Annotated in this window: 17 protein-coding genes; 7 read left to right on the top strand and 10 right to left on the bottom strand. The window is 50.4% G+C overall.

Annotation, left to right across the window (positions count from 1 at the left end):
• Window positions 1-13: 13 nt before the first annotated feature.
• Together BN3003_RS14345 and BN3003_RS14340 are read right to left on the bottom strand one after the other, a co-directional pair.
• Entirely contained in the window at window positions 14-454 is a 441-nt protein-coding gene (locus tag BN3003_RS14345; RefSeq protein ID WP_058357330.1) for an EamA family transporter, read from the bottom strand.
• 171 nt (window positions 455-625) lie between these two features.
• Complete coding sequence (locus tag BN3003_RS14340; RefSeq protein ID WP_058357329.1) at window positions 626-2,644, bottom strand: TonB-dependent receptor domain-containing protein; 2,019 nt, start codon at window positions 2,642-2,644, stop codon at window positions 626-628.
• Window positions 2,645-2,878: 234 nt separating this feature from the next.
• Here BN3003_RS14340 and BN3003_RS14335 point away from each other — a divergent pair, with 234 nt between their 5' ends.
• Window positions 2,879-4,036 (top strand): hypothetical protein, encoded by a 1,158-nt coding sequence (locus BN3003_RS14335; RefSeq protein ID WP_058357328.1) that lies wholly within the window; start codon window positions 2,879-2,881, stop codon window positions 4,034-4,036.
• A 358-nt stretch (window positions 4,037-4,394) separates the two neighbouring features.
• Here the strand turns inward: BN3003_RS14335 and uvrA are convergent, their stop codons facing one another.
• Window positions 4,395-7,247 carry an excinuclease ABC subunit UvrA gene (gene uvrA / locus BN3003_RS14330; RefSeq protein WP_082625741.1) on the bottom strand — a complete coding sequence of 951 codons (2,853 nt, stop codon included), beginning with the start codon at window positions 7,245-7,247 and terminating at the stop codon, window positions 4,395-4,397.
• A gap of 460 nt (window positions 7,248-7,707) precedes the next feature.
• On the opposite strand from uvrA, the gene ubiM reads away from it, so the two are divergent.
• Together ubiM and BN3003_RS14320 are read left to right on the top strand one after the other, a co-directional pair.
• Window positions 7,708-8,895, top strand: coding sequence for a 5-demethoxyubiquinol-8 5-hydroxylase UbiM (ubiM, locus tag BN3003_RS14325; RefSeq protein WP_058357327.1), 1,188 nt, complete (start codon window positions 7,708-7,710; stop codon window positions 8,893-8,895).
• Window positions 8,896-9,006: 111 nt separating this feature from the next.
• Window positions 9,007-9,846, top strand: a complete 840-nt coding sequence (locus BN3003_RS14320) for a hypothetical protein (protein WP_058357326.1) — start codon at window positions 9,007-9,009, stop codon at window positions 9,844-9,846.
• A gap of 402 nt (window positions 9,847-10,248) precedes the next feature.
• Here BN3003_RS14320 and BN3003_RS14315 read toward each other — a convergent pair whose 3' ends face one another.
• The 4 genes from BN3003_RS14315 to hrpA form a co-directional block, all read right to left on the bottom strand.
• Window positions 10,249-10,542, bottom strand: a complete 294-nt coding sequence (locus tag BN3003_RS14315) for a hypothetical protein (RefSeq protein ID WP_058357325.1) — start codon at window positions 10,540-10,542, stop codon at window positions 10,249-10,251.
• 243 nt (window positions 10,543-10,785) lie between these two features.
• A complete protein-coding gene (locus BN3003_RS14310; protein WP_147645448.1) occupies window positions 10,786-11,436 on the bottom strand; it encodes a hypothetical protein in 651 nt (216 codons plus the stop codon).
• 87 nt (window positions 11,437-11,523) lie between these two features.
• Window positions 11,524-12,063, bottom strand: coding sequence for a nucleoside 2-deoxyribosyltransferase (locus BN3003_RS14305; protein ID WP_058357323.1), 540 nt, complete (start codon window positions 12,061-12,063; stop codon window positions 11,524-11,526).
• 194 nt (window positions 12,064-12,257) lie between these two features.
• On the bottom strand, window positions 12,258-16,253 hold the full coding sequence (gene hrpA / locus BN3003_RS14300) for an ATP-dependent RNA helicase HrpA (RefSeq protein WP_058357322.1): 3,996 nt from the start codon (window positions 16,251-16,253) through the stop codon (window positions 12,258-12,260).
• A 231-nt stretch (window positions 16,254-16,484) separates the two neighbouring features.
• Here hrpA and BN3003_RS14295 point away from each other — a divergent pair, with 231 nt between their 5' ends.
• The 4 genes from BN3003_RS14295 to BN3003_RS14280 all read left to right on the top strand — a co-directional run bounded on the left by BN3003_RS14295 (window position 16,485) and on the right by BN3003_RS14280 (window position 22,317).
• Window positions 16,485-18,131, top strand: coding sequence for a vWA domain-containing protein (locus tag BN3003_RS14295; RefSeq protein ID WP_058357321.1), 1,647 nt, complete (start codon window positions 16,485-16,487; stop codon window positions 18,129-18,131).
• 200 nt (window positions 18,132-18,331) lie between these two features.
• On the top strand, window positions 18,332-19,573 hold the full coding sequence (locus BN3003_RS14290; RefSeq protein WP_058357320.1) for a serine hydrolase domain-containing protein: 1,242 nt from the start codon (window positions 18,332-18,334) through the stop codon (window positions 19,571-19,573).
• Window positions 19,574-20,051: 478 nt separating this feature from the next.
• On the top strand, window positions 20,052-22,136 hold the full coding sequence (locus BN3003_RS14285; protein ID WP_058357319.1) for a carbon starvation CstA family protein: 2,085 nt from the start codon (window positions 20,052-20,054) through the stop codon (window positions 22,134-22,136).
• On the top strand, window positions 22,114-22,317 hold the full coding sequence (locus BN3003_RS14280) for a YbdD/YjiX family protein (protein ID WP_058357318.1): 204 nt from the start codon (window positions 22,114-22,116) through the stop codon (window positions 22,315-22,317). Before BN3003_RS14285 ends, BN3003_RS14280 begins: the two co-directional genes overlap by 23 nt.
• A 166-nt stretch (window positions 22,318-22,483) precedes the next feature.
• On the opposite strand, the gene BN3003_RS14275 is transcribed toward BN3003_RS14280, so the two are convergent.
• From BN3003_RS14275 to BN3003_RS14265, 3 genes are all read right to left on the bottom strand, one after another.
• Window positions 22,484-22,870, bottom strand: coding sequence for a hypothetical protein (locus tag BN3003_RS14275; protein WP_058357317.1), 387 nt, complete (start codon window positions 22,868-22,870; stop codon window positions 22,484-22,486).
• 140 nt (window positions 22,871-23,010) lie between these two features.
• The gene (locus tag BN3003_RS14270; RefSeq protein ID WP_058357316.1) at window positions 23,011-23,853 is read right to left on the bottom strand and encodes an SMR family transporter; all 843 of its coding nucleotides are present in this window, start codon (window positions 23,851-23,853) and stop codon (window positions 23,011-23,013) included.
• Between the two features lie 377 nt (window positions 23,854-24,230).
• The gene (locus tag BN3003_RS14265) at window positions 24,231-25,406 is read right to left on the bottom strand and encodes an acetyl-CoA C-acetyltransferase (RefSeq protein WP_058357315.1); all 1,176 of its coding nucleotides are present in this window, start codon (window positions 25,404-25,406) and stop codon (window positions 24,231-24,233) included.
• Window positions 25,407-25,428: the final 22 nt, after the last annotated feature.

Genomic DNA, 25,428 nt, shown 5'->3' with positions numbered 1-25,428 from the left:
ATGCGCCCGTACCTCAGCGTCGCCATGCCAGCGTGAGCACGCCCAGCGAAATCAAACCTATGCCCAACCATTCGCGCATAGACGGGCGCTCAGCTAAGAACAACACCGCAAACACCGTGACCAAGACCACGCTGAATTTGTCGACCGGTGCCACTTGTGAGGCATCGCCGATTTGCAAAGCCTTGAAGTAGGCCAACCAAGACGCGCCGGTGGCCAAACCGGACAACACCAAAAACGTCCAGTTTTGCGCGGATAAGGCACTGGGATCTTGCCATTTGCCGGTATAGCTTAAGAAACACGCCAAAGCAACCAAAATCACCACGGTGCGGATAAAGGTAGCGTAATCAGAATCGATGTTTTTCAGGCCCAGTTTGGCAAAAATGGCGGTGAGGGCGGCAAATACGGCGGAAGCGCTGGCCCACAAAAACCATTGGGGCAGTCCCAGTGTTGTCATGTCTTGTGCTCGTTGAGCCACACCCACCAGCTAGGGCAAGCGTGACTAATTAATAATCGTTATCATTATAACTCAGCTTATGCACCTAGCCTAGATAAAATCGGCGTTAAAATGAGTACAGGCCGCGTTGATGCGGCCTGTATTGTGCTAAATCAACTGCCAAACAAGGGCTTAGAAACGGTAAGCCACCGTCGCTTTGACATTGCGACCCATTTCATAATCTGGAATAGGTACTTGAAGACTTTGTTGGCGCGCGCTTTGAGAAACATAGAATTTGTCAAACACATTGTAAACACCGAAACTGGTTTTCAAACCTTTCAAACTGCCCGATTGCGGTTTCCAGTGCACACTGATGTCGCTGACGCCATAGCCGGGTTTTTCCACATTGTGGCTGGTGTAGCGGCGTTGGAACACGCTGTCCCATTGCGCGCTGATGCCGGTGCCGGTCCAATCATAAGCCAAAGACAGATTCCATTTTGCGCCCATATTACGGCCAATAGCGGTGTTGTTACCTGGTTCTTTGTTAGCAGGGTCAATATCATATAAATCAATGTCTGATTTACTAAAGCCCACGTTTGCACGCAAATTTTGATAGCGATATTGCGCGCTGGCTTCAAAACCATCTATGCGGCCTGAACCGATGTTTTTGCGGCTCAAGCGGTTTTGCGGGCCAGACACGGCAATAATATTGTCGTAATCGCTGCGGAATAACTTGGTTTGCAAGTTCAATTCATCGTCGCCCAATAAGCCGCTGCGGTTATAGCTCAAGCCGATTTCGCTGGTATGGCCGGTTTCTGGCTGCAAGTCATTCAAATTGGTGTTATTGGCATAAGACAAGAACATCGCGTTCATGGTGTCGGGCGCGCGGAACAAATCGGCGTAAGCCACATAGGCTTTGAAGCCGCTGTCGAATTGGTAGGCCGCTTCCAAGGCTTTGCTGTAGCGGTCGTAGGTTTTTTCGCCTGTGCTGGGGTTTTCTAAGGTGTAATGGTCGTAGCGAAGACCTGGGGTAAGGCTGAAATTGCCGACGGCAATTTTGTCTTCTACATACAGTGAGTGCAGACGACCGCTTTCGCCTTGGCTGTATTGGCCGGTGCGCGCATCGGTTTTGCTATTGTCAGTATCGTAAAATTCATAGCCTATGTTCAATGCGTGGTTGGCGCGACCGGTATCGAAATGAGAGGTGTTCTTCAAGGTGGCACCGACGGTTTCAATTTCCAATTTGGCCAACCAGTTTAGCCACTGATTGTTGACAAAGCGCGCATGGTCTTTGCCATTGTCCAACATGGTTTTGCTGCGGTAGATTTTGGCCGATAAGTCTATCCAATCATTGCCCGGTGCGTATTCGTAGCCCAAGGTTTGGGTGTCGCGCTGGTAGGTTTGATGGATTAAAGGCACGTATTGGCTGCCGGGCAAATCATTGTGCGGAAACTCCAAACGCGCAGGATACAGGCCACTTAAATCATTGCGTTCGGCCGAGACGGTGATTTTTTGATTCGGTGTGATTTGCCAACCGGCTTTGACCAAGTAATCGACTTCCTTGCCATCGCCACCCAAAGGACGGCCATCGCCCGACTCGCCCAAATTCATGGATTTGTAATTGACATAGCCCAGCACATCCAAGCTGTCTACTGGCTTGCCATACAGCATCACTGAGTTCTGCCATTGGTTATTGTTGGTGGCGTAGCTGGATTTGACTTTGCCGCCAAACGCCGCACCGTCTTGCAACATGTCGGTGGCACTGACGGTGGTGAATTGCACCGCACCGCCCAAAGCGCCCATGCCACTCGTTACCGAATGGCTGCCGACATCGACGTTCACGCGTTTGAGCAAATCGGCATCGATGAGGGTGCGGCCATTGTGGTGGAAGATGGTGCCCAATTGGCGTGCGCCGTCTATGCTGATGTTCAGGCCGCTTTCACCGACGCCGCGCACTTGGATTTGCTGATTCATATTATTGGTGCCGCCCACATACACACCGGGAATGTCGCGCAACACATCGCGGATGCTGTCGGCTTGGCGCACATGGATTTTGTCAGTGCCGACTTGGCTAGGACTTTGATTGGCAGTGACGGTAATCGCCGACAACTCGGTATCGGCATCGCTGTCAGCCTCGGCAGCATGGGCAAAACTGGACAAGCCCAGCAACAGCAAGGCAATAGGACGGAGTGGGGTATTTAATTGCGGCATAGTCGTGCGTATTCAATCGAAATTCAACAGAGGCCGCCATTCTAATACAGATGATAATTATTTTCATTCTAAAATTGATGGCTGTGGCGTGGGTGCGGCCTGTAAGTTTTGTATGGGTGCGAATAGAGAGTCACAGAGCGCGTTTACAGGCCGCACTTGGTCAAACACTGGGTTAACTATTCAAATGGCGTACACATTCAGTATACTGAGCCCATCAGCACACTGGGGACACACATGGTCAATCTGTACCAATTATTGGGTTTGGCGGCCCATGCCGATGCACAGGCCATCGCGGCAGCCATACAGGCGCGGCGTTTACAGGCCGACCTCAACAGCCAAGTTTTGGACAAAGCCGAAGAATGGCTGCTCAATCCCGCTGTGCGTGCCCAATACGATGCGCAATTGCGCGCACACGATGCGGCGTTTTTTGCCGAAGCTGCGCAAGACTTGCCCGCTATGAACGCGGCGCCTGTCGATGCTGCGACGATGCCATCGTCGGCACCAGTGCCGCATACCGATAATAAGCAAGCAGTTCCGGTCAATACTAGGCTTGAATCACCAGCATCGGCACCAAGCAATCAAACCAATCCAGCTAACCAAGCCAATAATCCCAACCCAGCAACCTCCACATCTGCCAGCCATGCAACCAGCGGCCGCAAAAAAATCAAAACCACTGCCGCGCCCAAGCACAGGTTGAAAATCAAGCACGGCGGCAAAAAATCGTCTGGCCGCGGCTGTTTGATGGCATTTCTGATTGTCATGGTTTTGGGTTTGTTGGTGTTGGGCTTGATTTCGTGGTGGGGCTATTCGATGTTCAAAGAAGTGAAAAACACATTGAACGGCTATGAGATAGAAAACATGCAAACCACGCCCGGTTGGCATATTGAGCAAGAAGGCGATAGCAAGGTGGTGTATGCGGTGGCACAAAACCAACCGAATATGGTGTTGATGCTGATGGGTGAGGATGCGTTGCCAATGTTGGCCAACCGCGATGGCGGTAAAACCGTGTGGTGTCATCGCGACCAAACCATGTTATGCCGCCTGCAAGTGCAATACGACCAAGACCCGCCACGGGTGTATGAAGCAGGGCAAATCGGCACGCAAATTTTGGTGTCCGATGCCAATGACAAGGCCGAAATGCCGCTGCGTTTACAAGACACCGACAAACTGAGTATCAAACTCCTCGACAATCCGCAAGTGGCGCCGTTTGAATTTGTGTTAGGCCCGTTTCCAAGCGACAGCATGGTCAGAGCGCCCAAAGCCAGCGATGCCGTGGCCTCGGATATGGACGCCGAAGTGCAGAAATTGGAAGCGCAGTTGCAACAACTGAAAGCCGAAGCGCAAGCAATGCAGCAGAACCCGGCCTCGGGAGCGCAGCCAGCAAGTCAGTGAGTGAAGCCTATGGACAAACGAGAGTGTTCAGTTAGGTGTGGAGTGTTGCTATTCAATCCTACTGTGATTTGAGCAGGTTTGATAAGTGTTGTTATGAGTCTCGCCAATATTTACAGGCCGCTTAATGCGGCCTGTAAGCAGTAGAACGAGCAGTTGCTACAGCAATCACACAGCTTTGTCACATGCACGAAATGGGTGAACAAACACAGGTAACAGATATCAATGCCACGTTTGAATTGAGTTTAACTGTCACTTGAGTTGTGTTCGTATTATTGTGTTATTGACCTTTGCAAACACTTACAGGCCGCTTAAAGCGGCCTGTAAGCTATTCAAACAAGTGCGTGTGTTAGCAGTAGCCCTATTCAGTAGCGACAGCCGTTTGGCTGGCCGCCAATACCGTGGCCAAGTATGTACCGGTGTAAGAGCCTGCTGTTTGAGCCACTTGCTCAGGCGTGCCTTGGGCGATGATGCGGCCGCCGCCGTCGCCACCTTCTGGGCCCAAATCGATGATGTAATCGGCGGTTTTAATCACATCCAAATTGTGCTCGATGATGACGATGCTGTTGCCTTTGCCTTTGAGGCGCTGTATCACTTCCAGCAATAAGGCGATGTCGGCGAAATGCAAACCGGTGGTCGGTTCGTCCAAGATGTACAGCGTGCGGCCGGTATCGCGTTTGGACAATTCCAGCGCCAATTTCACCCGCTGCGCCTCACCGCCAGATAGCGTGGTCGCGCTTTGACCCAAACGCACATAGCTCAAACCCACATCCATCAGCGTTTGCAGCTTGCGCGCCAAGGTCGGTACGGCTTCAAAGAAGTGGTAGGCTTCAGCCACCGTCATGTCTAACACTTCGCTGATGTTCTTGCCTTTGTATTGCACTTCCAAGGTTTCGCGGTTGTAACGCTTGCCATGACAGACTTCACACGGCACATACACATCGGGTAAGAAGTGCATTTCCACTTTCAATACGCCATCGCCTTGGCAGGCTTCGCAGCGGCCGCCTTTGACGTTGAACGAGAAACGGCCAACGCTGTAACCGCGTTCGCGCGACAAAGGTACGCCGGCATACAATTCGCGTATCGGTGTGAATATGCCGGTGTAAGTGGCTGGATTCGAGCGCGGCGTGCGGCCGATGGGGCTTTGGTCGACATTGATGACTTTGTCAAGCTGCTCCATGCCGGTGATGTCGGTATATGGTGATGGCTCGTCTTTGGTGGCGCGGTTCAAATCGCGCGCGGCGATTTTGGCCAAGGTGTCGTTAATCAGCGTTGATTTGCCACTACCAGACACGCCGGTGATGCAGGTAATCAAGCCCAGCGGCAATTCCAAGGTGACGTTTTTCAAATTGTTGCCCGATGCGCCGCTCAATACCAACAAACGCTCATCGTCACGTGCAGTACGGGTGTGCGGCAATTTAATCGCTTCAACACCGCTTAAATAGCGGCCTGTAACCGATTCAGGGCAGGCGGCAACGGCTTCAGGTGTGCCCGCAATCAAGACCGCACCGCCCAATTCGCCGGCGCCAGGGCCCATATCGACCACGTAATCGGCATGGCGGATGGCGTCTTCATCGTGTTCAACCACGATGACGCTGTTGCCCAAGTCGCGCAAGTGTTTCAGCGTGCCAAGCAATCTGTCGTTATCGCGTTGGTGCAAACCGATGGACGGCTCGTCCAGCACATACATCACGCCGGTCAAACCCGAACCGATTTGGCTGGCCAAACGGATGCGCTGTGCTTCGCCGCCGGACAGGGTTTCGGCCGAACGCGCCAAACACAAATAATTCAGGCCGACATTGATGAGGAAGCCCAAGCGGTCGGTGATTTCTTTCAACACTTTTTCGGCAATGTGTTGCTTGTTGCCACCGAGATTCAGGCCTTCAAAAAACGCCATTGCCTTGGACAAAGGCCAAGCGCTGATGTGGTGCAGATTTTCACCGCCCACATACACAAAACGCGCTTCTTTGCGCAAACGCGCACCGCCGCAAGCCGTGCACGGGCGGAAGCTTTGGTATTTGGCCAATTCTTCGCGCACCGTTGGCGAATCGGTTTCGCGGTAGCGGCGTTCCAAATTGGGGATGATGCCTTCAAACGCATGGCTGCGATTGAACGTTGTGCCTTTGTCGTTTAAATAGCGAAATTCAATCACTTCTTTGCCCGAACCATACAACACCACTTTTTGGGTGTCGCGTGGCAGTTCTTCCCATGCGGTGTTCAAATCAAAGCCGTAGTGTGCGGCCAAAGACACAATCATTTGGTAGTAAAACTGATTGCGTTTGTCCCAGCCTTTAATCGCACCGGCGGCCAAAGACAGCTCAGGATGGATGACCACTGCTTCTTCGTCGAAATACGTCATCGTGCCCAAGCCATCGCAAGTGGGGCAAGCACCGACAGGATTGTTGAAACTGAACAGACGCGGTTCTAATTCCATCAAGCTGTACGAGCATTGTGGGCAGGCGAATTTGGCCGAATACCAATGCTCAACATTGCTGTCCATTTCCAAGGCCAAGGCGCGATCGCCACCGTGTCGCAGCGCGGTTTCAAAACTCTCGGCTAAACGCTGTTGCATGTCGGGGCGCACTTTGATGCGGTCTATCACCACATCGATGTGGTGTTTTTGATTTTTGTTTAAGGCCGGCAATTCGTCGTCGAGCGAGTAAGTCTCGCCGTCGATGCGCACGCGCGTGAAACCTTGCACGCGCAAATCGTTGAACAATTCCACAAATTCGCCTTTGCGACCCGACACCGCAGGCGCCAAAATCATGATTTTGGTGTCTTCAGGCAGGGCGAGCACGCTGTCGACCATTTGTGACACGGTTTGGCTGGACAAAGGAATGTCGTGGTCGGGGCAATGCGGTGTGCCCACGCGCGCAAACAGCAAACGCAAATAATCGTGTATCTCGGTGACGGTGCCAACGGTAGAACGCGGATTGTGCGAAGTGGATTTTTGTTCTATGGAAATCGCTGGCGACAAGCCTTCAATCAAGTCCACATCTGGTTTGTCCATCATCTGCAAGAATTGGCGCGCATACGCCGACAAACTTTCCACATAACGGCGCTGTCCTTCGGCATACAACGTGTCAAACGCCAGCGAAGATTTACCACTGCCAGACAAGCCGGTAATCACCACCAATTGGTGACGGGGGATGTCCAAATCGATGTTTTTTAAATTGTGAGTACGGGCGCCGCGTATGCGGATGTAATCATTCATGATGTGGGTGTCTGTTGATACGGAACCGAGCATTATAGCAGTTTTGCTTTAGAAATTCCTGTTTATGTGCCGCAACTTGCTGGGTAAAACTGTGTTATGGCGGAATTGAATGTGCATCGGTTTACAGGCCGCTTGTATCTTTGCCCCATAGGTTTTGCATGTCTTGACCATGTTGTTGCAAGGCTTGCTGCACTTGCGCTGGCGGTTCAAACACATCGGTGGCACAGACAAAATGCATGGGCATTTCCTTCTGGTTTAGAGCCGGTTTTGGCAACACCTTGTAGCAATGCTGTTGCGATGGTTTCTTTGCTGTGGATTGGCGGTCGATTATCGGTATGAAGGTGGTTAGTCGGCAAGCGAGTGTTGATGCAAGCCAAAAAATGCGCTGTTTTTTGTGCAGCTTAGGCAGTGCCGTATTAAGCTGAGGCTTTCAATCGGCAGGAATGGGCAAGGACAGAATATGCAAACAGACATCGTGGTGGTGGGCGCAGGGCCAGCGGGTTTGAGTTTGGTGCGGGCATTGTCAGGCAGCGGTTTGAATGTGGCGGTGGTGGAACGGCAATCGTATGCCACTATCGCCAAACCGGCGTACGATGGCCGCGAAATCGCCTTAACCCACCGCTCACAAGCGCTGATGCAGCAATATGGCTTGTGGCAACACCTGCCCGAAGGCGAAATCTACCCATTGCGCGATGCCAAAGTGGTCAGTGGCGCGTCTGATTTTACCTTGCATTTCCCACAGCCCAAGGCCGAGGCGGGATTAATCGCCGAGCAATTGGGCTTTTTGGTGTCCAATCACAACATTCGTCAGGCCGCTTTCAATGAGGCCGAACCGGTGGCCAATGTTGCTTGGATGACGGGCGTGAGCGTAGAGCACATCCAAGTCGACGATGGTGAGGCGACCGTAGCACTGAGCGATGGCCGCCACATTCACACGCGCTTGGTCATCGCCGCCGACAGCCGTTTTTCCAATACCCGCCACCAGTTGGGCATTTCTGCTGACAGCCACGATTATGGCCGCACCGTGTTGGTGTTTCGCACCGAGCATGAACTCAGCAATGAACACACTGCGTTTGAGTGTTTTCATTATGGCCGCACCTTGGCCTTATTGCCTTTGCAAACCCACTTAACCAATTGCGTGGTCACGGCCGATCACCAAGCAGCCAAACGTTTATTGGCTTTGTCGCCAGCGGAATTGGCGCGTGACATCGAACGGCAATTGAACTTGCGTTTGGGACACATGCGCGTGGTGAGCGAGGTGCACCAATACCCATTGGTCGGCGTGCACGCGCGTCGCTTTCAGGCCAAACGCGGCGCTTTAATCGGCGATGCCGCCGTGGGCATGCACCCTGTTACCGCGCACGGCTTCAATCTCGGTCTGGAAAGCGCCTGCAGCTTGGCCGAATTGCTGCAACAAGCGGCGGCCAAACAGCAAGACATCGCCGCACCGTCTTTATTGCAATGGTATGAAATGAAACACATGTTGCGTACCCGTCCGCTGTATCACGGCACCCACGCGATGGTGTCGCTGTTCACCAATGATGCGCCACCGGCGAAACTATTGCGCCATGCGGTATTGCGCCTGAGCAATGGCTTGCCGCCGCTGAAAAAAGCCATCGCCATGCAACTGACAGGTAAATGGGCTTGAGGTGAGATAGGCTGGAATGATGAAATAAGCGGCCTGTAATATTTTACAGGCCGCTTATTGGTACACTTGAATAGAAATCACACGCTTGATTACATAAGGGGAAATGCTTAGATGGGTGTTGTGTTGATAACTTGCATGGTCATGGTGTATTTCATTGAAATTAAATGGAGGATGAAACATCAAAAACCGCTGAATAAAGGAAACCCAATTGATGGAGGACAGTATTTGGTTTTCTGGATTGGTAATTCATTACTCATAATAGTGTTGAATTTTGTATTAGCTATTTCTATGTCACCACAAACAGCAGAGTCATTTTTTCAATTGATGAGCTCAATTTATCAAATATTCTTAGCTGATATTTACTATGGATACTCGCACTCTGAATTTAAAATTTGGCAAGATTCTATACCTTATTTAACGGAATACATTACTACAGATACAAAATTAAGCGCTACAGAAAAAATCATCGAGTTAGAAAAAATTAATCAAATTAGTCAATCTACTCATTCAAAGAATACTTTGGTTATAAGTGAGCAATTCTTAAGTCTCACAGAGTTTTATCAGCTTATTCTAGTTTTGGTGACATGCATATCTTTGTTTTTTGGAAGAAAATTTATTTACGCCCCTTTTTTTGAAATGACCAAGAAAGACAATTTTCATATCAATAAAAAATCATTGATATTACAAGTATTTGCGCTTGTTCTGATATGGTTGCCTGTCATTTGGTTGGTATTTATCGTGCCGACACACAGTGCGACTTGTCCGAACAGAGTCTTTTCTGTGTGGTGCATGAATTTAAGTGGGACGGGTCTTCGTTATATTGCATTCCCTACTTTATTTTTGTTTTATTGGATGTTTATTCTGATTTTTATCAATGGCTCCATAAGCGCAGTGAGGACAGAGCTTGGATTTGAGAAGGTCAAAAGAGCAAATGTGGTTAAGGAAAATTGAAACGGCAAGTTCACCTCAAATCAATGCTCATTGGGAGAATCAATCTGATTATTTGCGGCACATTTGTCTATTAGTGCAATGATGTGCACAGGTGAGAAATCAACACTCAGATAGCAAAGTATCACCACCAACTTTGGATGAAGTCATCTAAATTAACGAGGCCATAGACCGTTTGCTACACAGTTTAAAGCGGCCTGTAACACGTTTACAGGCCGCTTTAAATGTTAAACACACTGAATAACACTTAGAATTTTTAAAGCGCATGCAAGTATGGCTTATAAGCGTGCAAGCCGCTTGCTTGAATGAGTTTCAATATCGTGCACGCACAGTCTATGAATGCATGTGACAGGTTTTTTATAGCCCAAGAGTGACTGACTTAGCTCTTGTGCATATTCAGCTAAATTAACGTATCAACACCACCGGCGTACGGTAATAAGTGCGGTGGGGGCGATGCAATAAGATGACGTTGCCGCTGCTGCTGGTTTTATTGGTCGCGGTTTGGTTCTTGCGCGCAGGTGGGCGTGCTGAAGTTTGCGGTAACGGTTCAAAATAAGGCTTGGCGGCCGGCGGCGGTGCGTATTGGGCAATGGCTGCGCGTTCTTCGGTAGAGGTCACGACTGGTTGGGTGGGATGGCTCACACAAGCGCTGAGGCTGGCTGTTAGCAGCAACAAGGACAGCGTGGCAGACATTTTCATGGTGACTCCTAAAAGCTGAAATGCCCATCATAACGGAAATGGTGTGGCGTGGTATTGAGCCAACGCACTAAATTCACATGGTTAGGATTTTTGTGGCGTGTTAGGTCATGGCAGGTGCGGGTTTTAACGATACTGACTCAAAATTGGAGCTTGGTTATGAATGGGTTTACGATACACTTCGATGACCGCTTATGCTCCCATCGGTGATAATGCTAGTTTACTCAAAATAGCCTACAGGCTCAGCTATTCAAAGACATACTCTAGTTTTTCTATTAATTTGCTATTGTACTTTTCATCAACCTGATATTTGTACTCTTTATTATGAATTTCATATTCAATAGCAATAATATTAACTTTGGGTGCTAAGCTACAGATTTCCTCTACGGAAGAATTTAAGTCTTTCTTTTTGCGATATTTTCTCAATTTTAACCAAACTCGTTGTTCATTGATTGATTTTGGTGTGGATAACACATTATATAAAGGTTCTTTTACCCCAACTTTTAAGTACTTAATTTGGGGTAAATCTGGAAAATTGACATAGTTTACTCTGTAAAAAAACTGGTTGGCTTTTGAATCAAATAGCAATGGGTAAATATAATTATCATATTCATTGATAAAATAACAATAATCATTTGAATCAATGACTTTAATCAATAGCTCCTGATTTGATCCTCCTAAGTTCATAGGCTGAACCACCTTAAAGGCTTTGCTTTCAATCTGATATTTCGAGGGGGCGATTTTGGAAATCGGATTCATCAAATCATTGGAATGAAGAGGATTGCTTTTTTGCACATAAACATGTTTTTCAGGTAGGAAGTATAGGAGTCCAATCATCAACAATCCAAACAGCATGCTGATTATTGTAATCAGCATGCATCCTGTATTTTTATTCATAAAAGTAACCTGTGATTGTCATATCAAAATAACAATAAAGTACTAGGGTTTGTTAAATATTTTAACGTTCTCTATCCACCCATGATTTTAGTCAGATTTACCCAAATCGCTTAATACCTGCGCAAAAGCGGCCTGTAAGCTCGTGTATACCTTGCGAGTGTTGCCGTCCATATCGTGCATTAACATCAAATTCACCGGATGGCCGAAGTCTTCCACTTGCGTCGGTTTGCCATCGAACATCACATAACCGTCTGCGTTCATCTGTGCTTGGTAAGCGGCCTGTAAGCTTTGCTCGGCGTGTTTGGAATACAAATACACTGTTTTGCCCATCTGTGTGGCAATGCCGATTTGTAAGGCGGTGCCGACATCGGGCTCGAGGCCGCGAAACGGCGACACATCGGCGATGACGCACGCCGCCTGCTGTATCATCGCCACATTGCTTAAAAATATCGATTCATCGACACAGCATTTTTGCTCCAGCGCCGTGTCTATCGGCGACAGAATGTGCACGTCCATTTGCGCTGCGCTGGCGGTGGCTTGCAATTCGCGCTTTTGCGCTGCCAACCACGCTTCTGAGTCTGGCCAAAACACCGCTGGTGTCGCCCAATAAATGTCCAAATGTGGCATGGTTTTCCCCTTGTTGTGTAGGATGTTGCCTGTCACTGAGTGTTGCTATCGCTTAAGTCTGCGCAGGGTTTTCAATGGCTGCTGCTGTATTGATACCATTGCGTCGTTCGCATTAAGAAGCTAGCCATTATGATGCGATATGCGTATATTAAGCGGCCTGTAAACCCCATACAGCAGTTTACAGGCCGTATGTATCACACCACGCGTGTGATTTCTGTCCATTGTTTTTGCAAACGCTTTACCGACACCGGATACGGCGTTTTCAACTCTTGCGCAAACAAAGACACGCGCAATTCTTCAATGCCCCAGTGGAACATTTTCAAATCATGGCCGATGTCTTGGTGGCTGCGGCTTAAATCGGTCATGCGCTGCTGCCATTGTTGTTGCAAGGCGTGGATGTCGGCTTCGCGCTGGGCATCGCGGGCAGGGTTGCCGCTGTATTTGTCCATACGCAAATTCATCGCCTTCAAATAGCGCGCCAGATGCGGCCATTGGCTCCACGGCGTGGCGCTGGCGAAACCGGCGTAAATCAAGCCATCCAATTGTGTTTGCAACACGTGTTTTAATGGGTGTTTTTGCAGACGCAATACCAGCGGCGCGTATTCTTGCGCCACTTCAAGCAAATACTTGTTCAGCGCTTCTTTCACCGCCGGCAAACGGCTGCGCGCGCGCTTGATTTGTTCTTTGAAGTCTTTGTCGTTGCGCGGCAAATCATCGTCGCCGATAAACGCGCGTTGACACACAGCGCGGGTGATGTCGTCGCGCAGCGCGTCCACACCCAAGTGTTTGAGCAACATCGCCACTTGCGTGAACGAGGCCAAGCCTTTGTTCAAGTCTTTCAACTGGTCTTTCAGCTGTTTGGCCATCAACGCAATCACACCGTGAAAATGCGCTTCTGCCGCCGCGCCTTCGGTGTCAAACAGCTTTAAGGCAATGCTGTTGTCGGCCTGTATTTGCAAGCCCAAATAACCAGTGAGCTGCTGTTTGCCGCGCGCGAATTTAATCGAATCGGGTAACTTGCCTATGGTCCAAGCGGTGACATTCTCTTGCTCAAACTCGTTGGCATTGTCGCTGAAGGTGACGGCGGCGGCATGGCCCAATTGTTGTTGCAAGGCCAGTAAATTGCGTCCCATTGCCAATTCTTGGCCACCATCGTCGATGACGCGGAAATTGAAATAACAGTGCGCCGGCAATTCGGCCGCTGCCCATGCGTCAAAATCAATTTGTTCCAAGATGCGCACATCGCCAAACTCGCGCGCGATAAACGCCGCCAGTTGCGGCAATATCGGTTCGGCTTGATTCGGTTCGCGCTCTAAGAAGCGGGTAACAAAATCGGGCACGGGCACACACACACGCCGCACCTGTTTGGGCAGCGCCTTAATCAGCAATTGCAGCTTCTCGCGTATCAAACCCGCTACCAGCCATTCCAATTGTTTCTCATCCAGGCGGTTGAGCACCGGCAAGGGCACGGTCATGGTGACGCCGTCGAGCGGGTGGTGCGGTTCAAAGCGGTAAGTCAGCTTGAACGCGCCATCGGCGGTTTTGTAAGTCTTGGGGAATTGCGCATCGGTAATGTGCGCGGCCGAGTGTTGCATCAAATCGTCGCGACTCAAATACAAGCCCTTATCATCGGCCTGTAACTTCAGCCACGCATGAAAACTGGCCGCATCGACGATGGGGTAAGTCTTTTTGCCCTGCACATAGTTCGCGTCTATGCGCTGCTGGTAAAAGTCGTACAAGACTTCGTCGTCGACCAACACGTCTTGCTTGCGCGATTTGTGTTCCAGCTCGGTGATGTCTTTAATCAAGCGCGCATTGTGTTTGAAAAAAGCGTCTTGAAAATTCGCTTGCTGCTCGACCAACGCACCGCGGATGAACAATTCGCGCGCTTCTTCGGGCGCGATGCGGCCATAGCTGACCAAGCGCCGTGGCATCACCGTTAAACCATACAATGTCACCCGTTCCGAGGCCAACACTTCGCCGCGCTCTTTGGACCAATGCGGCTCAAAATAGTGTTTTTTCACCAGATGCGGTGCTTCCAATTCTATCCACTCGGGATTGATTTTGGCCACATCGCGCGCGTACAGCTTGGAGGTTTCCATCAATTCCGCTGCCATCACCCATTTGGGCTTGGCCTTGAACAGGTTGGATGCTGGGAACAAATGGAAACGGCTGCCGCGTGCGCCTTGGTATTCGTGGCTTTCTGGTGCTTTCAGGCCGACTTGGGCGATTAAACCCGTGAGCAAAGCGCGGTGGATTTGGTCGTAACTGGCCTCGGTGCCACCATGTTGGCGCATTTTATTGAGGGTTTTGTCATCAACCGCATGCTCGTTTTTTTGAAGCTTGGGATTGGGCTTGTTGATTTTGACACTGCTGACTTTGTCCGTGGTCTCACCGGCCTTGGGCAACAATTCCAATTCGCGCGCGGTTTGCTCCAATTGCTGGTGCAATTCGCGCCATTCGCGCATGCGTGGAATGCTTAAGAAGTGTTGTTGCAACACTTGCATTGTTTGTTTGTACGATTTTTGCGCGCGCGTTTGTGCAAAAAATTCCCACAAATACAGGTAGGACAAGAAGTCTGACTCCTTGTCTTTAAAGCGCTCGTGCATTTTGTCGGCTGCATCGCGCGCTTCAAACGGGCGCTCGCGCGGGTCTTGTATCGACAAGGCCGACACGATGATGAGGATTTCCGGCACACAGTTCAGGCGTTTGGCCGCCAGCAACATGCGCGCAATTTTCGGGTCGACTGGCAGCTTGGCCATTTGCTCGCCCAGTTTGGTGAGGCGGTTGTTGTCGTCTACCGCACCGAGTTCCAACAACACTTGGAAACCGTCGTTGATGTAGCGCTGCTCTGGCGCTTGCAAAAATGGAAACGCCGCCACATCGCCCAATTGCAGGCTGACCATGCGCAAAATCACCGCCGCCAAATTCGAGCGCAGGATTTCAGGGTCGGTGTATTCGGAGCGGCTGTTAAAATCGTCTTCGGCATACAATCGGATTGCCACACCAGCAGCAACACGGCCACAACGACCAGCACGTTGGCGCGCTGCCGCTTGCGAGATTTTTTCAATGTGCAGCTGCTCGACTTTGGCGCGCGCCGAATAGCGTTTCACCCGCGCCAAACCGGTGTCGATGACAAAACGTATGCCCGGCACGGTGAGCGAGGTTTCGGCGATGTTGGTGGCCAAAATCACACGGCGCGTCTGGCCATTCGGATGGAAAATGCGGTGTTGTTCTTGCGCCGACAGCCGCGCAAACAAGGGCAAGATGTCCAGATTGCGGCGGTTGCCTTTGCGCAAGGCTTCGGCCGCCTCGCGTATGTCTTTTTCACCGGCGAGAAACACCAAAATATCGCCATCGCCCAAGCGGCACAATTCATCTACCGCATCGACAATGCCGTCCATCATGGTGATGTCTTCTTCGTCCTCATTGGCATCGTCGCCAAGCGGTCGGTAACGCATTTCGATGGGGAAGGTGCGGCCTGAAACTTCGATTACCGGCGCTGGTTTGCCATGGCTGGCGAAATGCTGTGCAAAACGCTCCGAGTCTATGGTGGCCGAGGTGATGATGACTTTCAAATCGGGGCGGCGCGGCAACAGGTTTTTCAAATAGCCTAGCAAAAAATCAATGTTAAGACTGCGTTCGTGCGCCTCGTCGATGATGATGGTGTCGTATTGGCTCAAATAGCGATCGGTTTGCGTTTCCGCCAGCATGATGCCGTCTGTCATCAATTTGATGTGGCTTTCAGGCCGGGTTTTGTCGTTGAAGCGCACTTTATAGCCAACAGCTTCACCGATATTGCTGCCCAATTCTTCGGCAATGCGCTCGGCCACGGCGCGCGCGGCCAACCGCCGCGGCTGGGTATGGCCGATTAAGCCGGCGACACCGCGCCCGAGTTCCAAACAGATTTTTGGAATTTGCGTAGTTTTTCCCGAGCCGGTTTCACCGGCAATGATGACCACTTGGTGTTGGTCTATGGCTGTTTTGAGTTCGGCCAGTTTTTCATGTACCGGCAAATCGCCGCTGTAAGTGGGCACGGGCAAAGTCGCCAGCCGCGCCAAATAGCGCTCGTGCGAGCGTTGGTATTTTTGTTGTACCGCCTCGATGCCACCAAATTTTTCAGGCCGCTTGAGGGCTTGTTGTAAGTAATGGCGGTCGCGGCTTAGGGTTTGTTTGATATCAAAAGACATGGGTTCTTAGCTAATCAGGTAGGGTGCCCATTTGGGTATGGGAACGTGCAAATCAAGGTGTCGCTGCAAGCATATGGCTGCATGGCTCAGCGTAAAGTAGCGTATTTTAAACCCTGACGGGATAATTGTCTGTATTGCTTGAGGTTTAAACGGAGGTTTTGGTAGACTGGTGCGAGAGTATGTATTCAAATGGAATGTTTTTACTTATATAACTAAGGACAGGAGCGAGACATGGGCATGAAAATACTGGTGGTGGCGGTGGGTTTGGCTTTGGTAGGGGGGTGTGCGCAGCATCAAACGAGGAATATGGCCGAAGTGAATGCCCATGACGGCATACAGCTGTCTGGCAGTATTGCGCAAAAAAATCTCTATGCTGCCAGCCCACGCGCAAGTTCTATGGCCATGGGCAGGGTAACAGGCATGGCGCCCGCGCCGTTGACTGCAAATCGGGGAATACCAATCCAAGACACCGAACGCTATGCCGCCATCAGCGACAATCCAGTTAAGGAGGTGAGCAAAGAGCCGATTTCCACCTTCAGCGCCGATGTTGATACCGGTTCGTATGCCAATGTGCGCCGTTTCTTGAATCAAGGGCGTTTACCACCGGTGAATGCGGTGCGGGTAGAAGAGCTCATCAATTATTTCCCTTTGGATGCCAAATTGCAGGCGCAAAAGCCGCATCCGTTTGCCGTGGCCACCGAAGTGGTCGATTCGCCGTGGCTGCAAGACGCGAAACTGTTGCGCATTGTGATGGAAGCGCAAGAACAAAAGAAAGCGCAGATGCCGCCAGCGAATTTGGTGTTTTTGGTCGATGTGTCCGGCTCCATGAGCAGCCCTGACAAACTGGATTTGGTAAAGCAAACCTTGCGTTTATTAACCGCGCAATTGCGGCCTGAAGACAAGGTCAGCATTGTCACTTATGCTTCGGGCACTGAGGTGGTGTTACAGGCCGCTTCTGGGCGCGATAAACCAAGCATTTTGGCGGCCATAGACAAACTCAAAGCAGGCGGCAGCACTGCTGGTGCTGATGCGATGGAAAAAGCGTATAAAATCGCCAAAGAGCACCAATTGAAAGACGGCATCAACCGCATTTTGATGGCCACCGATGGTGATTTTAATGTGGGGACGGTGGATTTTGCCACCTTAAAAGGGCGTGTGGCCGAGCAGCGCAAAAACGGCATCTCGCTCACCACCTTGGGCTTTGGTACAGGCAATTACAATGAGCAATTGATGGAGCAATTGGCCGATGCGGGTGATGGCAATTACAGCTACATCGACAGCGAAAAAGAAGCCAAAAAAGTGTTGCAACAGCAATTGTCGTCGACATTATCAACCGTAGCTTCTGATGTGAAAATCCAAGTGGAATTCAATCCGAGCACGGTATCGCAATACCGCTTAATCGGCTATGAAAACCGCGTGCTCAAGCAAGAGGATTTCAACAATGACAACAAAGACGCGGGTGACATAGGCGCAGGTCATGTGGTGACGGCTTTGTATGAATTTGTGCCGCAAGGCAAACAAGGTTGGCTCAGCCCGTCGCGTTACCAAACAGCGGCGAGCAAGACCGATTTGTCCAATGAGTATGCAATGGTGAATGTGCGCTACAAACCAGTGAGCAAATCCAGCAGTGTGTTATTAAGCCGGCCTGTAAACACTGGCAGCTTGCCTTTAAGTGGGGCCAGCAGCGACACGCGTTTTACCGTGGCAGTGGCCACGTATGGACAGCTGTTGCGCGGCGGTGACATGGTCGGCAAACAAAGCTGGGACGATGTGTTGCGCTTAGCCAAAGGCGCGCAAGGCAAAGACGCATTTGGCTTGCGCGCTGAGTTTATCGACTTGGTTGGCAAAACGCAAAGCCTCAGTCACCAAGCGCCTTAAAATCTTAAGCTTATGCCCACAAAGCCCTGAGCCGCAGCTGCGCTCAGGGTTTTTTATTTGAAGTATTTTCTCTGTGCAGGGTCTTTAATACTATCCTAGACGGGCTGCGCCGATTTGTTTATGCTGAAGCTATAAAAAGACTTAAAACAGCAGCACATCATTCAAGCAGCACACCGTTCACACACTCTGTAGGAGTCCCTATGTTAAAGCCGTCTTTGCTCAGCCTTGCCTTGTTGTCTTGTTCTTTTTCTGTCTTGGCCTTAAGCCCGCCGCCGCAATCCGAGCCATATATCGGCACTGCCGACAATTTGTATGGCTTGTCGGCGCAAGAACAGGCACCGACTTACCGCAATATGAATTTTTTGTATCCCACGCGCAGCGTGGCTGCAGGCGGCAAGCCTTTGGTGTTGCGTACATCGGCCGAAGAATTGCCTGTGAGTTATGCTGTCGATGGCAAAGACATCAATACCGATGTGTTTATGCGCCGCAATCAAGTGGCGGGTTTGTTGATAATGCGCGATGGCAAAATCTTGGTCGAGCGCTATGCGCAAGGCAACACGCCAGACAGCCGTTGGACCTCGTTCTCGATAGCCAAATCCATATCCTCGACCTTAATCGGCGCGGCCGTGGCCGATGGCAAAATTGGCAGTTTGAATGATGAGGTCACGCGTTATGTACCGGCGCTCAAAGGCAGTTCGTATGAAGGTGTGAGCGTGGGGCAGGTATTGGACATGAGTTCAGGGGTGAAATGGAACGAGACTTACCGCGATCCCAAATCTGACCGTCGTCAGATGTTCAATGCGCAATTGGCGCAACAACCGGGCGGCATTGTGGCGGTGATGGCGGGTTTAAAGCGCATCCATCCCGCAGGCAGTACTTTCAATTACAGCACTGGTGAATCGTATTTACAGGCCGAGATTTTAAAAGGCGCGACCGGTAAAACCTCATCGGCGTATTTGTCGGAAAAAATTTGGGGGCCACTGGGCATGCAAACGCCAGCGTTCTGGCAATTGGAATCACCCAATGGGACTGAAATCGCCAGCTCAGGCTTCAGTGCCACTTTGCGTGATTATGCCCGTTTTGGCCAATTCATCTTGAACGATGGTGTCATCAATGGCAAACGCGTGTTGCCACAAGGTTGGGTGGCCAGCATCGCCGATGTGTCTCCGGAATCTCATTTGTACCCAGGTAAGCTCTACGATGGTGAATACGATTTGGGCTACCACAAACAGTGGTGGATTTTGCCGAAAGGTGATAAGGCCACGGCCGAGCATGGCGATGGTGCGTTCAGCGCCGTCGGTATTTTCGGCCAATACCTGTACATCAACCCTGCCAAGAAAACCGTGGCAGTGGTATGGAGCACTTGGCCTGAGCCAGAAGTAGAACGCAGTGAAAAAGAGACTTTTGCCTACATCGGAGCGGCCATCAAAGCCAGTGAATAAGGTGGAGTAATCAAAATAGCGGCCTGTAAGCCTAGAAGGTTTACAGGCCGCTTGTTATTCCGCAAATCAGATGTTGCACGTACTTTTAGCATATAAATGCGCGAAGACGCATTTGGTGTAGTAAGAATTTGAAATCTGAATCCATCTTGAGTGCATATATATATACTGTATTTGAGTATAAATTTTGCTGTGATTGCCAGCCAGTTTCATCTGGCAGAAAAATATATTTGGCGTATTTTTGGTACAAAATGGCAAGCTTGGGAAATGTGATGGGTGGTTTGAAAATGAAGGTTCACTTTTTAAGCAAATGATTTAGATACAGTAATTTCACTTCATAAAATTATTCTATAAATTCGGCTTAACCTATCTTAACTTTAAATCGCACTGACCTTGTGCTGCCGCGGTGATTGTTCTAGATTGAAACCACAGGCGTTTTCAAACGACTGTTTAAATTCATTCATAATAAAAAGGAAGAGAAATGCAACAACTCAAAACATGGCTGTTATGGGCCATCGTGGTGGTGGTTGGTGTGTCGGCCTTTGCCACATTGGCGCTCAATCGAGGTGAGAGCATCAGTGCGGTGTGGATTATTGTGGCAGCGGTATGTGTGTACATGATTGCGTACCGCTTCTACAGTTTGTACATCGCCAAAACCGTGATGCAGCTCGATCCGCTGCGCATGACGCCGGCAGAGCGACACAACGATGGTTTGGACTATGTGCCCACTCACAAAGGCGTGTTGTTCGGTCACCATTTTGCTGCGATTGCCGGTGCGGGCCCGTTGGTCGGACCGGTATTGGCGGCGCAAATGGGTTATTTACCGGGCACGCTGTGGATCATCTTTGGTGTGGTGTTTGCTGGCGCGGTGCAAGACATGATGGTCTTGTTCATCTCCATGCGGCGCGATGGCAAATCGCTTGGTGACATGATCAAGCAAGAGATGGGCACGGTGCCGGGCATCATTGCCTCCATCGGTATTTTGATGATTATGGTGATTATCTTGGCGGTATTGGCCTTGATCGTGGTGAAAGCCTTGATTAACAGCCCGTGGGGTACGTTTACCATCGCCATGACCATCCCGATTGCCTTATTTATGGGCATTTATACGCGTTACATCCGTCCAGGAAAAATCGGTGAAATTTCGATTGTGGGCTTTATCTTATTGATGTTGGCCATACACTTTGGTGAAAGCGTGGCGCGCAGTGAAACATGGGCGCCCATGTTCACCTTGGATGGCATCCAACTGACTTGGGCCTTGATTATTTATGGCTTTATCGCTGCGGTATTGCCTGTGTGGCTGTTGTTAACGCCGCGCGATTATTTGTCGACTTTCTTGAAAGTCGGCACCATCGTGTTGTTGGCCATAGGCATCTTAATCGTCAATCCCAGCTTGGAAATGCCGGCTGTGACCAAGTTTGTCGATGGCACTGGCCCAGTGTTCTCGGGTGATTTGTTCCCGTTCTTGTTCATTACCATTGCCTGTGGTGCGGTTTCGGGCTTCCATGCCTTGATTTCTTCAGGCACCACGCCGAAGATGATTTCCAATGAAGCCGATGTGCGCATGATCGGTTACGGTGGCATGTTGATGGAGAGTTTTGTTGCCATCATGGCTTTGTGTGCGGCGGCGACCTTGGACCCGGGCATTTACTTTGCCATGAATTCGCCCGCGGCGGTGATTGGTACTGACCCTGCACATGCGGCCGAAGTGATTACGCAGTGGGGTTTTGCGGTGACACCCGATGCCATCAATCAAATGGCCAGCGACATCGGTGAAAATTCCATCTTGTCGCGTGCTGGTGGTGCACCGACTCTGGCGGTGGGCATGGCGCACATCATGCACCAATTCATCGGCAGCAAAGAGATGATGGCGTTTTGGTACCATTTTGCCTTGTTGTTTGAAGCCTTGTTCATCTTGACTGCGGTGGATGCGGGCACGCGCGTGTGCCGCTTTATGATTCAAGACTTGGTCGGCATTTTTATCAAACCATTTGCCAATACCGAATCCTTGCCAGCCAACCTGATAGGCACGTTCTTGGCCGTGGCTTTGTGGGGTTATTTCCTGTATGTGGGTGTCACCGATCCACTCGGTGGCATTAATTCCTTGTGGCCGCTGTTCGGTATCGGTAACCAAATGCTCGCCGGTGTGGCTTTGATTACGGTGGCGGTGATTTTGATTAAGATGAAGCGCGAGAAGTTTGTGTGGGTGCCGTTGGTACCAGCAGTGTTGCTGCTGATAGTCACCACCACAGCTGGTTTGCAAAAAATCTTCCACTCCAAACCGGCCATCGGTTTCTTGGCTCACGCGGACAAATACAGTGCGGCGGCGGCCAAAGGCGAGGTATTGGCACCGGCGAAAGACATGGCACAAATGCAGCAAATCGTGTTCAACGATTATGTGAATTCGGGCTTGACCGCTTTGTTCTTGTTGGTGGTGGTGACGGTGGCGTTTTGGGGCTTAAAAGTCGGCCTGAAAGCGTATAAAATTGGTTGGTCTACAGCCAAAGAGGTGCCTGCTGTTAACCGCAATGAGGTAGAAGGCCATGTTACATCTAAATCGCATTAAGCGCTTGTGGCGCTTGTGGATAGAAACCACGCATTTGATGGTGGGACTGCCCGATTATCAGCGCTATGTGGCGCAGCAACGCCGCCACAATGCCAACACGCCGGTGATGACAGAAAAGCAATTCATCGATTACTGTCAGAAGCGGCGTTTGGGAGGCAAGGGCAGTCGCGGTTGTTGTTAAGACGGTGTTAAGGATAAGGCTGGGTTTTCCCAGCCTTTGTTGTTGGCATCAGTGTGCACGCAATAGGGCAAACTGACAGTCGGACTGATGCGTCCTTATCATTTTCTTTGATAGCTTCATTAGATTTCACAGTGCTATTAAATACAGCAACATCCCTAGCAATATGTCAGTGAGCTTCCAGCAAATACTCTTGGTCTTGGTCGGCTTGTTCTCCCCAGCCTGTCCAAATTTCGGTCAATACCACCCGTTGGCCTTGTACCGATTTGACTTTGTAAATAAAGGTGCGTGGCGGTGTCAGGTCATCATGCGAGGTTTTCTCGACCAACAATAAGGTGTTGGCATCCAGCCATTTGCTCCTCAGCGACATCAGCGGTGCACACATCTCGCCCGTGGGCAAAAACAGGTCTACGCTTTTGCCATCGGTGCTGAAGTCTAAACCGCAATCAATGCCGCTGCCTTGCAAAGCCAGTTTTTGATTTTTAAAATCGGCAGCTTCGGTGCTAAAAGCGCACAGCATCAATAAAGCAGTGGTAACAATGGCACGAATAGGCATTTGGGACTGGCCTCAATAGGAATAGATTAGGCGATGGTAATGGATTAGAGGCGGCCTGAAAACCATTGCTTATCTATGTGAACTGTAACCTTGTCTGTTGAGCGGTGATACTGTGCGTATTAAAACAGCTTACAGGCCGCTTAAAACCATGTTAAGCGTATGCTCAATACGCCTAACACGATGAAGGCCACACTGATGGCTTTTTTCACACTCAGGTGTTCGTGCAACAGCCATACTGCCAAGACTATGCCAAACGCGATTGAAGTTTCACGCAGCGCCGACACCACTGCTATGGGCAAAAACAACATAGACCACAAGGCCAAGGCATACGATGCCAAAGACAACGCACCGCCGCTGGCCAATAAGCGATGCTCGCGCCAGCCCATGTGGACAAACATGTGGCCGCGTTCATGCCACAGGCAATACGCAGCAATGATGAGGGCGGTAATGACAAAGGTAAGCATCACATAGGCAACAGGGCTGTGCGATAAGCGCACACCCACGCCGTCGATTAAGGTGTAGCTGGCGATGACTGCGGCATTGGCAAGCGCATAGGCTTGGCTTTTACCCAGAGCATGACCGTGCGGCAACAAGGCCAATACGCCGCTGCAAATCAACACAATACCGATGATTTTGTGTGCGTCTATGGCCTCACCCAAGCCGACATAAGCCACCAACAACACCAACATCGGTGCCACACCGCGCATCAAAGGATAGGCAACGCTGAAGTCGCCATGCCGATACGCCAAGGCCAATAAAAAGAAATAAGCGGCCTGTAACACGGCACTGGCCAGTAAATACGGCCACGAGGCGCTGGCAGGCATGGTCATAAACGGCAACACACAAGCGGCGATAATGCCGCAGTAAATCGCCACCCATTGCGATGCCAAAGGAATGCGTTCACCACAGCGCTTGATTAAGATGTTCCAACTGGCGTGCATGGCGGCGGCGATTAAGATGATAAAAACAATGCTGTGTTGCATAAAGTTAGCTTAAGACAGGTGGGGCTGTCATTGTCTCCTTGCGCTGGGTAGATGACAAGTGCGTGATTGGGCAATTAGGTGTTGGTGTACAGCAGCGGTCAACGCAAGTCTATGGCGAAAGTAATCACCGTAGTAAAAGGGGCAGCAGCAACTCCAGTGATGTGTGGCAACGCTGATGCGTCAAGATATGGTAAATCCTGAATGCATGGATGTCCTTGGTTTTAAACCAGAGGTGGGTTAATCCAGCCTAGCCATGACGACAATGGAAGGAAATCATTGCAAGTGTATTTTGGGGTACACCATAAAAACTGCGTCACAGAGCATAAAAAAGCGGCCTGTAAACTTTACAGGCCGCTTGTACAAGTGTTTGGTAGAGCTTAAGCGCGTTCAACCGCCAAAGCCACGCCCATGCCGCCACCGATACACAAAGTCGCCAAGCCTTTTTTGGCGTCGCGGCGTTGCATTTCGTGCAATAAAGTCACCAAGATGCGTGTACCAGAAGCACCGATAGGGTGACCCAAGGCAATCGCACCACCGTTGACATTGACTTTGTTCATGTCGAATTTCAATTCGCCAGCCACACCCAAGGCTTGGGCGGCAAACGCTTCATTCGCTTCAATCAAGTCCACTTGATCCAAAGTCCAACCGGCTTTTTCCAAGGTTTTCTTAACCGCAGGCACAGGGCCCATGCCCATGATTTCAGGCTCTACACCGGCAGAGGCATAAGCCACGATTTTTGCCAATGGTTTCAAGCCCAATTCTTTGGCTTTCTCAGCCGACATCAACATCACTGCCGCCGCGCCATCGTTAATGCCTGAAGCATTGGCAGCGGTTACCGTACCGTCTTTTTTGAAAGCTGGTTTTGGTTTGCTGATGCTTTCAATGGTCGCGCCTTTTTTGATGAATTCATCGGTGTCTACCACCACAGGGTCGCCCTTGCGTTGTGGAATCGATACCGGAACGATTTCTTCTTTGAATTTGCCAGCGGCTTGTGCAGCTTCGGCTTTGTTTTGTGAAGCCACAGCCAATTCGTCTTGTTTTTCGCGGCTGATGCTGTATTTGTCAGCAATGTTTTCCGCGGTAATGCCCATGTGGTAATGGTTGTAAGCATCGGTCAAGCCGTCTGCCACCATGGAATCCACCACTTTGCCGTCGCCCATGCGGTAACCATTGCGCGCTTGTGGCAACAAGTAAGGGGCATTGGACATAGACTCTTGGCCACCAGCGATGATGATGTCAGCATCGCCTGCTTTAATTGCTTGCGCACCCAAATGGGTCACTTTCAAACCCGAACCACACACTTGATTGATGATGAGGCAAGGGGTTTCGATGCCCAAGCCGGCTTTCAATGCGGCTTGACGGGCAGGGTTTTGACCCACACCAGCGGTCAACACTTCACCGAAAATCACCTCATCCACGGCTTTAACGCCGGTCTCTTCCAACAACGCTTTGATGACTGTCGCGCCCAACTCAGGTGCGACCAAACCAGACAAACCCCCACCGAAATTACCAATTGCGGTACGTTTTGCTGCAACGATTACGACTTCAGTCATATTGTTCTCCATTATTATATTG

This window comes from Vitreoscilla massiliensis (assembly GCF_001457815.1).
In the GTDB taxonomy this organism is placed as follows: Bacteria; Pseudomonadota; Gammaproteobacteria; order Burkholderiales; family Neisseriaceae; genus Vitreoscilla; species Vitreoscilla massiliensis.
The sequence above is the reverse complement of the archived record's forward strand: the minus strand, read 5'-3'. Positions and strand labels throughout refer to the sequence as shown.